Here is a 14,483-nt window from a genome sequence, read left to right as displayed (position 1 = left end):
CGTGAACGCGACATACGAGGCGTCAGAATGAAAATCAAACTTCCGCTCCTGCTGGGCACCGTGGGCATCGTTGCCCTCGCCGGCTGCAACGACCCCTACGGCACTGGCGTGGGTGCCGGCGGCCAGAACAACCAGCGCACCAACATGGGCGCGGTGACGGGCGCGATCATCGGCGGCGCGCTTGGTGCGCAATCGGGCAGCGACCGCGGCGCGAAAATCGCAGGCGGCGCGATCGTCGGCGGCATCCTCGGCAGCGCCGTTGGGGCAGAGCTTGACCGCCAGGCGGCGCAGCTGCGCGCAGCAACCAGCTCCAACATCGGTGTGACGAACACGGGCAACGAGCTTGTGGTGAACATGCCGCAGGATCTGCTGTTCGCAACCGACAGCGCCTCGCTGCGCCCCGATCTGCAAAACGACCTGCGGGCCGTTTCGCAGAACCTGCTGCAATATCCGAATTCGACGATCCAGATCGTCGGCCACACGGACAACACCGGCAGCGCATCCTATAACCAGTCGCTGTCGGAGCGTCGCGCCGCCGCGGTTGCGCAGGTGCTGATCGCCAACCGGGTGCCGGCGAACCGCGTGTCGTCCTATGGCGTGGGGTTCAACCAGCCGGTTGCATCGAACGACACCGCTGCGGGCCGCGCGCAGAACCGTCGCGTGGATATCATCATCCGCCCGATCCAACGCTGATAAGAAAAGGCCGGTCTTGCGACCGGCCTTTTTATCAGTGAAGCTTGGCGTTGACCTGCTCGATCGAGCTGTCGATCAAGGAAGATCGCCTTTCCGGCGTCATCTGGCGGGCCAGAACCTCGCGTGCGGCTTCGACCGCAACAGAAACCGCCCTTTCGCGAACTTCCTTCACTGCACCGGCCTCGGCCGCTGCGATCTGGTCTTCCGCGGCCGCCATGCGGCGTGCGATCGTTTCCTGTAGCGCGACCTTGGCCTGCTCGGCGGCAGTGGTTGCCTCCTGCTTTGCCTTGGCCACGATACGGTCCGACTGCTCCATCACGTCTTTCTGCTTGCGCTCATAGGATGCAAGCAAGGCCTTGGCTTCTTCGCGCAGGGTGCGGGCTTCGTCCAGCTCGCTCCGGATATTGCCGGCGCGCTTGTCCAACATACCGGTGACCCGGGCCGGAACCTTCGCCCACAGCAGGATGCCCACGAAGATCAGGAACGCGATCGCGACCGTGAAGTTCGTGTTGTGAAGCGAAAAGAAAGGCGCGTCGCCAGCAGCAAGTGCGGGCGTGGCAATCAGCGACAGCAGAATGGTGAGCTTCTTCATCGCTTATCCTTTCACGCGATCGGCCACGGCCGACTGCACGGAGGCATCCGGTTGGCCGCCAAGTGCCGCAACCAGCGCCGTTGCGGTTTCGCTGGCCACCTCGCGTACGCTGTCCTGCATGCCGGCGCGAATCTGGTTGATCCGTGCTTCGGACACAGCCACACGCTGCGCGATTTCGGCGTCCGCCTTTTCAACGGCAGCCGCCAGATCGGCGTCGATGGCTTCCTTGGCCTTTGCCACGATGGCCTGTGCTTCTGCACGGGCACGGACAAGGGCGTCGTTATATGCCGTTTCGGCGTCACGCGCCTTCTGCTTCAGCTCTTCCGCCGCCAGAAGGTCATTGGTGATGGCACCACGGCGTTCGGCCAGAACGGCACCGATACGCGGCAAAGCCACCCGCGTCAGCAGCAGATAGATCGCCACCAGCGCGACCAGCAGCCAGAAGATCTGGTTGGGCCAGCTTGTGAAATCCAGCTGCGGCATGCCCCCGGCATGAGGGGCGTGGCCGGTGGCAGCTTCGGCCACGTCTTGAACCTGATGTTCCATGTTTTCCCTCTGCGGCGTCAAGGATCAGGCCGAAGGGGCATAAACCCCTTCGGCCCAAGGATCATTACGCCCGTGATCAGACGGCGAACATCAGCAGCAGGGCGATCAGGAAGGCGAAGATGCCCAGTGCTTCGGCAAATGCGATGCCGACGAACAGGTTGGCCATCTGACCGGCAGCAGCCGACGGGTTGCGCAGGGCGCCCGACAGGAAGTTGCCAGCGATGTGGCCGACGCCGATACCCGCAGCGCCACAGCCGATCGCTGCCAGACCTGCACCGATGTATTGGCCCATCATTGCGAGTTCGTTCATATCCGTATCTCCTTGAGTTGGAATAGAGTTCAGACCGTCAGTGGTGGTTGTCCGCCACGGCGTCACGCAGATAGACGCAGGTCAGGATGGTGAAAACATACGCCTGGACGACAGCAACCAGCGTCTCCAGCCCGTAGATGAGCGTGACAGCACCGATCGCGACCGGCGACAGAACAGCCATCGTGGCGAAACCTGCGAACACCTTGATCACGGCGTGACCGGCCATCAGGTTGCCAGCAAGACGAATGGAATGGCTGACAGGGCGTACGAAATAGGAAATCAGTTCGATCACGGCCAGAACCGGACGCACGGGAAGCGGCGCCGCCTCAACCCAGAACATCTTCAGGAAGCCCGGCCCCTTGCGCACGAAACCGATGATCGTGACGCTGAAGAAAACCAGCAGCGCAAGCGTCGCAGTCACGGCCACATGGCTTGTCGTCGTGAACGAAGCGGGGATCAGGCCCAGAAGGTTCGCGAACAGGATGAACAGGAACAGGGTCATGACATAGGGGAAGTACTTGACGCCTTCCGGCCCCGTCACTTCCTCGACCATGTTGCGAACCATGCCATAGGCAAGTTCAGCCACCGACTGGCTGCGGGTCGGTACCAGCGCGCGGCGGCGCGTGCCGAAGATCATCAGCGCGGCCACGCACAGCACGGCCAGCGCCAGCCACAGCGTCACGTTGGTGACGGTATACCAATGAACCGGTCCGTCGCTGAACAGCGGACGTACGACGAACTGGTCCATCGGGTGGATCGCAAAACCGTTGCCTTCCGCTTCCGTCTCCACGCCTCAATCCTCTCTCTTCCGGGCATCGCTGCCCACCGTTTCTTTTGCCTGCACGCTTTGTGCAGTCCGCATCATGGCCCGAACCCCACCGGCAAACCCCAGCAGCGTGAAGGTGACCAGAAACACGGGAAGCGTTCCAAGCAGAACATCGAGCCCATAGCCGATGCCGAACCCGATCAGCAGCCCTGCAACCAGTTCGGTCACCATGCGCCAGCCGATCTCGCCCGCCGAGAATGCTTCGCCCGCCTTTCCGGTCCGCTTCGGTTCGGCCGCGCCCCGCGCCTTTGCAAGCCGCGCTTCAAGTGCGCGCATCCGCTCCGGATCGGGGTCGTCCGCCATGAACTCGTCCCTTTGACAGTTGCCGATGTTGCTATATGCCGCCCCCCTTCAAGTCAAGGATGAGGCAGGCTTGTCTAAGATACTGTCAGGACTGTGTTTTCTTCGACCACCACTCCCTGCGCCGGAATGTCGCAGTCGCGGCTCCGTGATAACGCTCAACCTCGGGGTTGAGCATGGCGCGTTGACCTTGCCCATGAAGCGCCCCAAAGGTGTGGAATGCCCAGCCCGCTTGATCTTGTTTTTGCCGCCCTTGCCGATCCGACACGGCGCGCGATCCTGTCGATGCTGCTGGAGGATGACATGGCCGTCACGGATGTGGCGGCGCCGTTCCAGATGTCGCTGGCAGCCATCTCCAAACACCTTCAGGTGCTGGCGGCTGCCGGGCTTATCACGCAGGAACAGCGCGGGCGGGTGAAGTGGTGCAAGCTGGACCCGGACGCGCTGCGCGCCGCTTCGGTCTGGATGCAGGGGTTCGGACAGTTCGATCCCGTCGACCTTGATGCCTTTGAACGCTTCCTGCGCCACGAACTGCCAGATTAGAAGTTGACGGCCACGCCCGGAAGCTGAAGTTCGGCCACAAGATCGCGCACTTCCTGCCGCGCGGCGATGTTTGACAGGTTCAGGTTTTCCACCCCGGTATCGCGCAGATCCAGAAGCGTCAGCCCGCGCGGAAACAGTTCGCGGAAGATCACCCTCTCGGAAAAGCCGGGGGCAACGCGGAAGCCGATGCGGCGGGAGAGATCATCCAGCGCGGCCCCCACCCTTTTCTTGTTGTGCATTTGCTGGGCGCCAAGGCGGTTGCGCAGCACGATCCAGTCGATCGGCTTCAGCCCCGCCTGCGCACGCATCTGCCGCGCGTTCCAGACCATCTCGGAATAGATCGACGGCCCCTTCACCTTGCCCGTTTCCGGATCTATCCGCGCCAGAAGGTCGAAATCGACGAAGCTGTCATTCAGCGGCGTGATCAGCGTGTCGGCCAGCGTGTGTGCCACCTGGCTCAGCCGCGTATGCGATCCGGGGCAATCGATCAGGATGAAATCTGAAACCGGTTCCAGCTGCGCCACACCTTCGGCCAGACGGCGGTCCATGATGTTCTCATCAGGGCCGAGCGTCGCGGCATCCACCTCGGGCAGCGGCAGATAATGGGGCGATGGCAGCGCGATATTGGCGCGTTTCAGGAAGGCGTGGCGGTTTTCGGTGTATCGTCCGAAGCTGCGCTGGCGGACATCCAGATCCAGCGCGCCCACCTGGTGCCCCATGCGCACAAGCGCCGTCGCCACATGCATGCAGGTGGTCGATTTTCCCGACCCGCCCTTTTCATTGCCGACGACGATGATGTGTGCCACGAACCCGCCCCCTGTTCCTGCCCTATTTCGGCTAGCGGCTGGAAGGCGTCCGCGCAAGAGGCGGGTGGCCGATGGGCCACCCCCTGTGGCCAAAGAACAAGGGGCGCGGTTTCCCGCGCCCCTTTTCCGATCAGAAACCCAGACCGGCGTATTTGTTCTTGAACTTCGACACGCGTCCGCCGGTGTCCATCAGGCGGGTGGAGCCGCCGGTCCAGGCCGGGTGCGCCAGCGGGTCGATTTCCAGCGCCATCTGGTCGCCTTCTTTACCCCAGGTCGAACGCACCTGGTAAACCGTGCCGTCCGTCATCTTGACGTCGATGAAGTGATAGTCGGGATGGATGTCGTTTTTCATCTTGTCCGTTCCTTACGCTTCGACCGCGGTCTTGGCTTTATAGGTGGTGTCTTCGGCGATACGGGCCGATTTACCGCGACGCGACCGCAGGTAGTACAGCTTCGCCCGGCGCACGCGGCCGCGGCGAACAACCTCGATCATCTCGATGTTCGTCGAGTAAAGAGGGAACACACGCTCCACGCCCTCGCCGAACGAGATTTTGCGAACGGTGAACGAGGCTGCCAGCGTGCTGCCGCCCTTGCGCGAGATGCAGACGCCTTCATAGGCCTGCACGCGCGAACGGGTGCCTTCGGTCACTTTGTAGCCGACGCGGATCGTGTCGCCGGCCTTGAAATCCGGAATGGTCTTGCCGAGTGCGGCGATCTGTTCCGCCTCGATCTGTGCGATCAGGTTCATCGCATGTCCTTTCTGTGCCCGCGGTTGTCCCGCGAAGATGATGCCGCCTCAGAGCTCTCGGTCTTCATCCGGGTCCCTACCGTGCCGCGCACAGTAAGCCCGCCAGAGATCAGGCCTGCGTTCCTTTGTCAGCCTTTCGGCCATCGCCTTCCGCCAGTGGGAAATGTTCGCGTGATGGCCGGACAGAAGCACTTCCGGTATCTCGCGGTCCTGCCAGACCGAAGGTTTCGTGTAATGCGGGAATTCAAGAAGGCCGTCCGAGAAGGACTCCTCCTCGGTCGATGCATGATTCCCGATGACGCGCGGTATAAGCCGAACCGTCGCATCGATCAAGGCCTGCGCGGCGATCTCGCCCCCCGTCATCACGAAGTCGCCAAGGCTGACCTCCTCGATCCCGTAGTGATCGATCACGCGCTGGTCCACGCCTTCGAACCGGCCGCACAGCAGCGTCACACCCGGCCCTTCGGACCAGCGCTGCGCCATCGCCTGCGTGAACGGCTTGCCGCGCGGGGAAAGATACACGACCGGCCAGCCCGGCCCTTCCGCTGCCGCATCCAGCGCCTTCGACACGACGTCGGGGCGCAGAACCATCCCTGCCCCGCCACCTGCAGGCGTGTCGTCCACGTTGCGGTGCTTGCCTTCGCCGAAGGGGCGCAGGTCGATGGTTTCCAGCGCCCAAAGGCCGAAGTCCAGCGCCTTTCCCGTCAGGCTGAGGCCCAGCGTTCCCGGAAAGGCTTCGGGAAAAAGGGTGATGACCTTGGCACGCCATGCGCCTGCCACGCGCATATCCTCCATCAGGTCGCGCGGGCGGGCCGAGGCGCTGATCGACAGCCGGCCATGGGATTTCATCTCGGTGCTCATGGCAACCGGCTCTAGCTGCGAAATCCGCGCCGGTCTAGAGGCCGTCGCGCCTCTCTTGGTCCGCGGCAACGGCGGCACGCTGCAACAGCGAGGGGATGGCGTCGGCATCGCATGTACGAAGGGCCTTCACCACGTCTTCCTGACGCAGCACCCGCGCTGCCATCGACAGGACCGAAAGGTGCTGTGCCGGGTTGTCCTGCGGCAGCAGCAGCATCAGCACCAGATCGACCTTGCGTTCATCCACCGCCTGAAACCTGATCGGAGTTTTCAGCCGCGCAAAGATCAACGCCGGCGCATCAAGGTTGGCACAAGGCGCATGCGGAAGCGCGATGCCGCCCCCCACGCCGGTGGACCCAAGGGCTTCGCGCTTGGTCAGCTTGGACAGCGCCTTGCCCTTGTCCACCCCCCAAAGCCGGGCCGCGTGTTCTGCCAGAAGATCCAGAAGTGCCGGCTTGTCCGCCACCTCGATGTCAAGAAGCAGCCCTTCGGGCCGGATCAGGTCTGAAAGGGTCATGCAGTCCCCGTTGGCAGGTGAACGCCACCCCGAAACCGGGATGGCGGCAGGGCCTTACACGGCGCTTTTCAGCGCCTCGGCCAGATCAAGACGTTCCCAGCTGAAGCCGCCATCGGCTTCGGGCGCGCGACCGAAATGGCCGTAAGCCGCCGTGCGCGCATAGATGGGACGGTTCAGGCTCAGATGCTCGCGGATGCCGCGGGGCGACAGGTCCATGACCTTCGGGATCGCACGTTCGATCCCGGCGGCATCCACCTCGCCCGTGCCATGCGTGTCGACATAGACCGAAAGCGGTTTTGCAACGCCGATGGCATAGGAAATCTGGATGGTGCACTTCTTCGCCATCCCGGCCGCCACGATGTTCTTGGCCAGGTATCGCGCGGCATAGGCGGCCGAACGGTCCACCTTGGTCGGATCCTTACCCGAAAATGCGCCGCCGCCATGCGGGGCCGCACCGCCATAGGTGTCCACGATGATCTTGCGGCCGGTCAGGCCCGCATCGCCATCCGGCCCGCCGATCACGAAAGTGCCGGTCGGATTTACCCACCATTCGGTGTTCGCGGTCAGCCAGCCTTCGGGCAGCGTTTCGCGGATATAGGGTTCAACGATGGCGCGGATATCGGCTGACGTCTGGGACAGGTCACGGTGCTGGGTGGACAGCACGATGGAGGTCACCTCCACCGGCTTGCCGTTTTCATACCGAAGGGAAATCTGCGATTTCGCATCCGGCCCCAGCGTGGGTTCAGCCCCCGACTTGCGCGCGTCGGCCAGACGGCGAAGGATCGCGTGGGCATAGTGGATGGGGGCGGGCATCAGGTCGGGCGTCTCATCGACGGCAAAGCCGAACATGATGCCCTGATCGCCTGCACCATCCTTGTCCACGCCCTGGCTGATATGGGCCGACTGGGGGTGCAGCAGGTTCAGCACATTGATGCTGTTCCAGTGGAACTTGTCCTGTTCGTAGCCGATATCCTTCACGCAGTCGCGCACGATACCGTCGATCCGGCCCAGATGTTCATGCAGGCGGCCCTGATCGCTCAGCCCCACCTCGCCGCCGACGACAACCTGGTTGGTCGTGGCGAAAGCTTCGCAGGCCACCCGTGCATTCGGCTCTTCAGCCAGAAAAGCGTCAAGGATCGCGTCCGAGATGCGATCGCAGACCTTGTCCGGATGCCCCTCCGAAACCGATTCAGAGGTGAAGATGTAGTTCTTGCGCGACATTGGAAAAATTGCTCCGTTGGGTATCCCCGTCACGCCAGGAAGCCGTTGTGACGGTTCTATGTCGTATCGCTACTCTGCAGCGGGAACAGGGTCAACCGGCGCTTTTCCGGCGCAGCCCCGCCAGAAGGGCAGCCAGAAGCACCAGAACGGCCAGAACGGGCCAATCGCCGAAACGTGAATATGGCGTCGGCGGCAAGGGTGCGGGCAGCGCGGCATCCAGATGGCCCATCTGGCCCAAAGGCAGGCTTTGGCGGATGCGGCCCTTGGCATCCACCATCCCCGAAACGCCCGTATTTGCAGCCCGCACAAGCGGCAATCCTTGTTCGATCGCGCGCAGGCGCGCCTGTGAAAGATGCTGGTAGGGGCCGGTCAGCGTGCCGAACCACGCATCATTGGTGATCTGCAGCAGCCAGTCCGGACGTTCGGCCACCACCAGATCCTGGGGGAACACGGCCTCGTAACAGATCAGCGGCAGGGCGCGGCCAAGGGCGGCCATGTCCAGAACCCTTGCCCCCGGCCCCGCCGAATACCCGTTGCCCACCTGCGCCGCGAAAGCCGAAATGCCGACCCGCGCCAGCAGATCGCCTAAGGGCATGTATTCCCCGAATGGCACAAGGTGGTGCTTGTCATAGATGTCGCTGATGCTGCCATCCGGCTGCACCACGGCAAGCGAGTTGAAGGCGCGCGCGCCCTCTGTCCGCTGAACACCAACGGCGGCGGGCACACCGGACGCTGCGGCGATGCTTTCGGTCACGTGATCGTCCAGCAGGTACGGAACCGAGGTTTCGGGCCAGATCACGATATCCTTGGGGCCGGGTGCGGCGCTCAACTCCAGCGCGCGCTGGAACAGCATGGCGGCGCGATCGGGATCCCATTTCATTGCTTGGGCTGCATTGGGTTGGATGATGCGGACAATGTGATCCGTGTCAGGGGGCTCCGGCTGGTCCAGCCGCCACCATCCCGCACCGAAAGCCGCAATCAGCGCCAGCGCCGACACGACAGCGCCCTTCCATCGCCACGCCACCGGCAGCGCCGCCAGCAGAAGGGTTAAAAGCGTCAGCCCGTTTGGCCCGATCCAGGCGGCCAGTTGCGACGGCGCCCACCCGGCCCAGACATGCCCCGGAAGCGCCCACGGAAACCCCGTCAGCACATGCCCGCGCAGGAATTCTGCGAGTGTCAGGAATACGGCAAACCCGATTGCCCGGCGCCCTGTCGGCAAAAGCGTGGAAACGCCAGCCGCAAGTGCCCAGAACAGCGCAAGCCCGAACGAGATGAGAATGACAGCAAAGGGCGCCATCCAGCCATAGGTGACGGGATCAACCAGAAAGGGTTCGATGATCCAGTTCAGCGCCAGTGCGAAATATCCCGCGCCAGCGAAAAGGCCCGTCCATGCTGCTGCCTTCCATCCCGTTGCCCGCTGCAACAGAACGCAAAGCGCGGCAAAGCCGGCAAGCGTCAGCCACCAGAAGCCGATCGGCGCCTGCCCCAACGCCATAACCGCCCCAAGACCGAAGGCCGCGCCCATGCGCGGCCAGCCGGGGAAACGCCACATCAAATGCCTCCGTCACCAGACGCGCAGGTTGTGGCTCCCGGCCGGCAGCCCGTCAAGCCGGTTCCGGCAGAAGGACGCGCAGACGCTTGATGCGGCGAGGGTCGCCGTCCAGCACCTCGAAGCGCGCACCCGATTCGTGCTCCACCACCTCGCCCTTCCGGGGAACGCGACCGGCGCGCACGAAGATCAGGCCGCCGATGGTATCGACATCCTCGTCCTCATCCTCGCGGCGAAGCTCCAGCCCCGTGGCCTTCTCGAACTCGTTCAGCGAGGCGCGGGATTGGACGATGAAGTTGCCCTGCTTGTCCCGCACCCAAAGGGCGCCGGCAACCTCGTCGTGTTCATCGTCGATCTCGCCGATGATGGTTTCGATCAGGTCCTCGATCGTGACAAGGCCGTCCACGCCGCCATATTCATCGATCACCAGCGCAAGGTGGACCCGTTCGCGCTGCATCTTCTGCAGCAACATCGCCGCCGTCATCGATGGCGGCGCGAACATGATCGGCCGCAGCAGCGGGCGAAGGTCGAACGGTTCGCTTGACGTGAAGTCATAGCGGAGCGCCAGATCCTTCAGCAGGATCATCCCCAGCGGGTTGTCCAGCGTGTCCTTGTAAACCGGAAGGCGGGAATATCCCTCCTCGCGGAAGATGGCCACGAGGTCTTTCAGCCCGATGTCGATGGATACGGCCTTTATCTCGGCCTTGGGCACGGCCACGTCTTCCACCCGCAGGCGACGAAGGTTGGCGATGCCGTGATGGTCCTGCGCGGGTGCGGGCACGTCGTCTTCCCGATCGTCCGCCTGCGCAAAAGCGCCGAACAGGCGGCCGAAAAAGCCGCGATTGTCCCGTTCGGTGTCGTCGTGATGATCAGCGATATCGTATCGCTGCCCGTCCTCTGCGGTGTCCTGCGCGCCTTGCGCCGCAGGAGAGCCGTCGATGCTACTTCCCATTTGTCCTTCTGTCGGATGCAACGCCCTTGAATGGGCGCCACCGACAATATGGGGTATGGGCATGGCCGCTGACAAGATGCCTTGAGGCTGCCCGACGCAACGGCGTCACGCAGCGTAGGGATCCGCGATGCCAAGCGTGGCCAGAATCCGGGTTTCGGTGCCTTCCATCACCTCGGCATCGGCATCATCCACGTGATCATATCCAAGAAGATGAAGGATTCCGTGCACGACCAGATGGGTCACGTGATCCTCGGGGCGCTTGCCCTGATCGGCTGCCTCGGCCATGCAGGTTTCCCATGCGATGGCGATGTCGCCAAGTTCGTCCGGGTCATCGGCATCGCCGCCCGAAAGGTCCGGCAGGCCGCCCGGCTCGCCGGCGGCACGATCCTCGGACGGCCATGACAGCACATTGGTCGGCTTGCCCTTCTGGCGGAACTGGGCATTAAGCTCGGCAATCTCGGCGTCGTCGCAGCCCATCAGGGCCAGGGTGACGCCATGAACACCAAGCGCGGCGAAAGTTGCCTCCGCCGCGCGCGTCGCAAGGACCGGAAGGCCGAAAGCCTCCCAGCGGTCGTCTTCGATTACGGTATCAACCAGCGGTTCCATCGGCGGCTTCATAGGCCTCGATGATGCGGGCCACAAGCGGGTGACGCACCACGTCCTTGGAATTGAAGTAGTTGAACGACACACCCCGCACGTTCTTCAGGATCTTCTCGGCATCCTGAAGGCCCGATGCCGTGCCGCGCGGAAGGTCGATCTGCGTGCGATCGCCCGTGATGACCATGCGGGATCCTTCGCCCAGACGCGTCAGGAACATCTTCATCTGCATGATCGTGGCGTTCTGCGCTTCATCCAGAACCACAAAGGCGTTGGACAGCGTGCGCCCGCGCATGAAAGCCAGCGGCGCGATCTCGATCCGTTTTTCCTCCATCAGCTTGGCAAGCTGCTTTTGCGGCAGGAAATCGTTCAGCGCATCATAAAGCGGCTGCATGTAGGGATCGACCTTTTCCTTCATGTCGCCGGGGAGGAAGCCGAGGCGCTCGCCCGCCTCCACGGCAGGACGCGACAGGATGATCTTTTCCACCACGCCGCTCAGAAGCATGGTCACGCCGACAGCGACGGCAAGATAGGTTTTGCCGGTGCCTGCAGGCCCGATGCCGAAGGCCAGTTCGTTATCGAACAGGTTGGCGACATAGGTCTTCTGCGCCTCGGTCCGCGGCTCCACCGGTTTCTTGCGGGTGCGGATCTCGTACTGGCCGGGCTGGAACATCTCCATCTGCTCGACCGTGTCGCCAAAGACCCCTCCACTCATCCGCATGGCGCCTTCGATATCGCCCAGCTCAAGCGTGCGGCCCGATTCCAGCCGCGCGTAAAGGCCGCGCAAGACCGCCTCCGCCTGATCCCGCGCCGCTTTTTCGCCCATGACCACAAGGCGGTTGCCACGTCGGAGGATATTGACCCCCATCTGCTGTTCGATCTGCGCCAGATGCCGGTCATATTGGCCGCAAAGGTCGATCAGAAGGCGGTTGTCGGGAAATTCCAGAAGGGTTTCCATCGCATCTTCCGGGCGTTTCGGGGGGGTCAGCGCGCTGATGCCCAAGGACATCTCCTTCTTCAGGCGTGAAGCTATATCCTGAATGTGGGGGGCCGCCCCGCCCGAGGCAAGGATTTTGAGCGGTGGCGGCAGAAGATCGTGTCAGATCCGTTCTGCGGAAAGCGAATTGGTGGAACTGGCGGTGATGCGCACGCGCACCAGGTCACCCGCCTTGCCTGCGGGATCGGCCACATGCACGGCATGCAGATGGTCGGATTTACCAACCATCTGGCCCGGCAGGCGGCCGGGCTTTTCATAAAGAACGCCCACCTCGCGACCCACCATCGCTTCCTGCGTTTCGCGCTGCTGCCCAGTGATCAGGGCCTGAAGCTCCTGCAGGCGGGAATCGGCGATAGCGGCCGGAAGCTCCGGCTTTTCGGCGGCGGGGGTGCCGGGGCGGGCGGAATACTTGAAGCTGAAGGCCGATCCGTAATGAACCTCACGGATCAGGTCCATCGTTGCCTGGTGGTCGACATCGGTTTCCCCCGGAAAGGCCACGATGAAGTCCGATGACAGGACCAGATCGGGACGGGCGGCGCGAATACGCTCGATCAGGCGGATATAGGCTTCGGCAGTGTGCTTGCGGTTCATCGCCTTCAGGATGCGGTCGGACCCCGACTGCACGGGAAGGTGCAGATAGGGCATCAGCTTGCCCTCCTCTCCATGTGCGGCGATCAGCTCGTCATCCATGTCGTTGGGATGGCTGGTGGTATAGCGGATACGCTCCAACCCGTCGATCCGGGCCAGTTCCCGCACCAGTTTCGCCAGCGTCCAGTCATCCCCGTGATAGGCGTTGACGTTCTGGCCCAGCAGCGTGATCTCGCGGACACCGCGTTCGACCAGATCGCGCGCCTCGGCCAGAAGACGCTGCGGCGAGCGGCTCACCTCCGCCCCGCGGGTATAGGGCACCACGCAGAAGGCGCAGAACTTGTCGCAGCCTTCCTGCACCGTCAGGAAGGCGGTCGGGCCGCGCAAGGCCTTCCGCTTGGGCAGGTGGTCGAACTTATCCTCGGCCGGAAACTCGGTATTCACGGCCGGGGCAGTTCCCGCCACCATTTCGGGCAGGCGATGATAGGTTTGCGGCCCCACGACCAGATCGACCAGCGGCATCCGGCGGATGATCTCCTGCCCTTCCGCCTGTGCGACGCAGCCCGCCACGCCGATCTTCAGATCCGGCTTCGCCGTTTTCAGCGGGCGCAGGCGGCCAAGATCGGAATACAGCTTTTCGGACGCCTTTTCACGGATGTGGCAGGTGTTCAGCAGCACCATGTCGGCATCTTCGGCGGTATCGGTCAGGACATAGCCCTGCCCGCCCATGGCTTCAGCCATGCGTTCGCTGTCATAGACGTTCATCTGGCAGCCATAGGTCTTGATGAACAGTTTCTTGACGTCGGACATGATCGCTTTCCCCCGGGAACGGCCTCCCTTCTATACGAAAATTGCCGCGGGGGGCAATCGAACCTCTTGCCCTGAGACGTGAGGTGCCTTCATCTGGCGGCGGTTGGCTGCGATGGATGAACTGATGCGATACCGCAATCTGAACGAGGTGATTGGCGCGGGCGTGATCAGGAAGGGCCCCGTTGCGGTCATCATGGCCGAAGATGAGGTGGAAATCGGATCAAGCCTTGCCCATGCCCGCAAGATCGGCTTTCCCTGCGTCCTGCTTCTGACACATGACGAGATCGAGGTCCCGCCCGAGGACGAGGCCGCGATCCACCGCGTGACGCACGACGTTCATGCCGAAAACGCGATGCCCGAGGCGATGAACCGCCTGATCGCCACCTCGCCCGGCGTCTGGTTCCACTACTGCTTCAATGGCGAATACCTGTTCTTCCCCTTCTGCGAATCGCGCGACGTGCGCGAATTGATCGCGTTCCACGTGGAAGAACGGCGGCATGCCTTCCTCAGCTATGTCGTTGACCTTTATGCCGGCAATCTGGAGGCATATCCTCAGGGCGTTTGCCTGGCGGAACCTTATCTGGACCGCGCGGGATATTACGCGCTTGCACGTCCCGATCCGGCAAATCACGGTCACCCGAAGGACCGGCAACTGGATTTCTTCGGCGGCATCCGCTGGCGGTTCGAAGAGCATGTTCCCGCCGATTGCCGCCGCATCGACCGGATCGGGTTGTTCCTTGCCAAGCAGGGCTTGCAGATGCGTCCGGACTTCACTTTCAACGATGAAGAATACAACACCTATTCCTGCCCGTGGCATCACAATGCCACCACGGCCATCTGTTCTTTCCGTGCGGCAAAGGCCCTGCGCACCAATCCCGGATCACGCAACGACGTGAAGAACTTCCGCTGGCATTATTCCGAGCTGTTCCGCTGGGATTCGCAGCAGTTGATGGATCTTGGCCTGCTGGAGCCGGGCCAGTGGGTCTGAGCTTGCCTTGGCCGCAGCTTTGGTGAACCTTCTTTCTGCCCG

General features: G+C 62.9%; 19 protein-coding genes and 1 riboswitch. Of the genes, 3 read left to right on the top strand and 16 right to left on the bottom strand.

What is annotated here, in order from left to right; translation table 11 throughout:
* The first annotated feature begins 27 nt into the window (after window positions 1-27).
* On the top strand, window positions 28-693 hold the full coding sequence (locus tag JX25_RS01770) for a YiaD family glycine zipper/OmpA-like lipoprotein (protein ID WP_128253408.1): 666 nt from the start codon (window positions 28-30) through the stop codon (window positions 691-693).
* 34 nt (window positions 694-727) lie between these two features.
* Here JX25_RS01770 and JX25_RS01765 read toward each other — a convergent pair whose 3' ends face one another.
* The 5 genes from JX25_RS01765 to JX25_RS01745 form a co-directional block, all read right to left on the bottom strand.
* Window positions 728-1,285, bottom strand: coding sequence for a F0F1 ATP synthase subunit B (locus tag JX25_RS01765; RefSeq protein ID WP_128253407.1), 558 nt, complete (start codon window positions 1,283-1,285; stop codon window positions 728-730).
* A 3-nt stretch (window positions 1,286-1,288) separates the two neighbouring features.
* Entirely contained in the window at window positions 1,289-1,831 is a 543-nt protein-coding gene (locus tag JX25_RS01760; protein ID WP_128253406.1) for a F0F1 ATP synthase subunit B', read from the bottom strand.
* 76 nt (window positions 1,832-1,907) lie between these two features.
* On the bottom strand, window positions 1,908-2,141 hold the full coding sequence (locus tag JX25_RS01755; protein ID WP_128253405.1) for a F0F1 ATP synthase subunit C: 234 nt from the start codon (window positions 2,139-2,141) through the stop codon (window positions 1,908-1,910).
* A 37-nt stretch (window positions 2,142-2,178) separates the two neighbouring features.
* On the bottom strand, window positions 2,179-2,931 hold the full coding sequence (locus JX25_RS01750; RefSeq protein ID WP_128253404.1) for a F0F1 ATP synthase subunit A: 753 nt from the start codon (window positions 2,929-2,931) through the stop codon (window positions 2,179-2,181).
* Between the two features lie 3 nt (window positions 2,932-2,934).
* A complete protein-coding gene (locus tag JX25_RS01745) occupies window positions 2,935-3,270 on the bottom strand; it encodes an AtpZ/AtpI family protein (protein WP_128253403.1) in 336 nt (111 codons plus the stop codon).
* A gap of 216 nt (window positions 3,271-3,486) precedes the next feature.
* Between JX25_RS01745 and JX25_RS01740 the strand changes: the two genes are divergently transcribed.
* Entirely contained in the window at window positions 3,487-3,810 is a 324-nt protein-coding gene (locus JX25_RS01740; protein WP_128253402.1) for an ArsR/SmtB family transcription factor, read from the top strand.
* On the opposite strand, the gene JX25_RS01735 is transcribed toward JX25_RS01740, so the two are convergent.
* From JX25_RS01735 to miaB, 11 genes are all read right to left on the bottom strand, one after another.
* A complete protein-coding gene (locus tag JX25_RS01735) occupies window positions 3,807-4,616 on the bottom strand; it encodes a division plane positioning ATPase MipZ (protein WP_128253401.1) in 810 nt (269 codons plus the stop codon). The two genes, JX25_RS01740 and JX25_RS01735, sit on opposite strands and share 4 nt — an antisense overlap.
* A gap of 130 nt (window positions 4,617-4,746) precedes the next feature.
* Window positions 4,747-4,968 (bottom strand): 50S ribosomal protein L31, encoded by a 222-nt coding sequence (rpmE, locus tag JX25_RS01730; RefSeq protein ID WP_128253400.1) that lies wholly within the window; start codon window positions 4,966-4,968, stop codon window positions 4,747-4,749.
* Window positions 4,969-4,980: 12 nt separating this feature from the next.
* Entirely contained in the window at window positions 4,981-5,364 is a 384-nt protein-coding gene (rplS, locus tag JX25_RS01725) for a 50S ribosomal protein L19 (RefSeq protein ID WP_128253399.1), read from the bottom strand.
* 48 nt (window positions 5,365-5,412) lie between these two features.
* Window positions 5,413-6,159, bottom strand: a complete 747-nt coding sequence (gene trmD, locus JX25_RS01720; RefSeq protein WP_421780775.1) for a tRNA (guanosine(37)-N1)-methyltransferase TrmD — start codon at window positions 6,157-6,159, stop codon at window positions 5,413-5,415.
* Between the two features lie 100 nt (window positions 6,160-6,259).
* On the bottom strand, window positions 6,260-6,739 hold the full coding sequence (locus JX25_RS01715) for a PTS sugar transporter subunit IIA (protein ID WP_128253397.1): 480 nt from the start codon (window positions 6,737-6,739) through the stop codon (window positions 6,260-6,262).
* Between the two features lie 54 nt (window positions 6,740-6,793).
* Window positions 6,794-7,960, bottom strand: a complete 1,167-nt coding sequence (gene metK / locus JX25_RS01710) for a methionine adenosyltransferase (RefSeq protein ID WP_128253396.1) — start codon at window positions 7,958-7,960, stop codon at window positions 6,794-6,796.
* Window positions 7,961-7,969: 9 nt separating this feature from the next.
* Window positions 7,970-8,017: riboswitch (SAM-SAH riboswitch) on the bottom strand.
* Between the two features lie 34 nt (window positions 8,018-8,051).
* Window positions 8,052-9,512 (bottom strand): apolipoprotein N-acyltransferase, encoded by a 1,461-nt coding sequence (gene lnt / locus JX25_RS01705; RefSeq protein WP_128253395.1) that lies wholly within the window; start codon window positions 9,510-9,512, stop codon window positions 8,052-8,054.
* A 52-nt stretch (window positions 9,513-9,564) separates the two neighbouring features.
* Window positions 9,565-10,461 (bottom strand): hemolysin family protein, encoded by an 897-nt coding sequence (locus JX25_RS01700; RefSeq protein ID WP_128253394.1) that lies wholly within the window; start codon window positions 10,459-10,461, stop codon window positions 9,565-9,567.
* A 105-nt stretch (window positions 10,462-10,566) separates the two neighbouring features.
* On the bottom strand, window positions 10,567-11,067 hold the full coding sequence (gene ybeY, locus JX25_RS01695; RefSeq protein WP_128253393.1) for an rRNA maturation RNase YbeY: 501 nt from the start codon (window positions 11,065-11,067) through the stop codon (window positions 10,567-10,569).
* Window positions 11,051-12,067 carry a PhoH family protein gene (locus JX25_RS01690; protein WP_128253392.1) on the bottom strand — a complete coding sequence of 339 codons (1,017 nt, stop codon included), beginning with the start codon at window positions 12,065-12,067 and terminating at the stop codon, window positions 11,051-11,053. The genes ybeY and JX25_RS01690 overlap by 17 nt, the downstream gene beginning before the upstream one ends.
* 90 nt (window positions 12,068-12,157) lie before the next feature.
* Window positions 12,158-13,453, bottom strand: a complete 1,296-nt coding sequence (miaB, locus tag JX25_RS01685; protein ID WP_128253391.1) for a tRNA (N6-isopentenyl adenosine(37)-C2)-methylthiotransferase MiaB — start codon at window positions 13,451-13,453, stop codon at window positions 12,158-12,160.
* A 124-nt stretch (window positions 13,454-13,577) separates the two neighbouring features.
* On the opposite strand from miaB, the gene JX25_RS01680 reads away from it, so the two are divergent.
* On the top strand, window positions 13,578-14,441 hold the full coding sequence (locus JX25_RS01680; protein ID WP_128253390.1) for a hypothetical protein: 864 nt from the start codon (window positions 13,578-13,580) through the stop codon (window positions 14,439-14,441).
* Window positions 14,442-14,483 lie beyond the last annotated feature (42 nt).

It is taken from the genome of Falsirhodobacter deserti (assembly GCF_004015795.1).
Classification (GTDB): Bacteria; Pseudomonadota; Alphaproteobacteria; order Rhodobacterales; family Rhodobacteraceae; genus Falsirhodobacter; species Falsirhodobacter deserti.
This window is presented reverse-complemented; position numbering and strand designations above follow the sequence as displayed.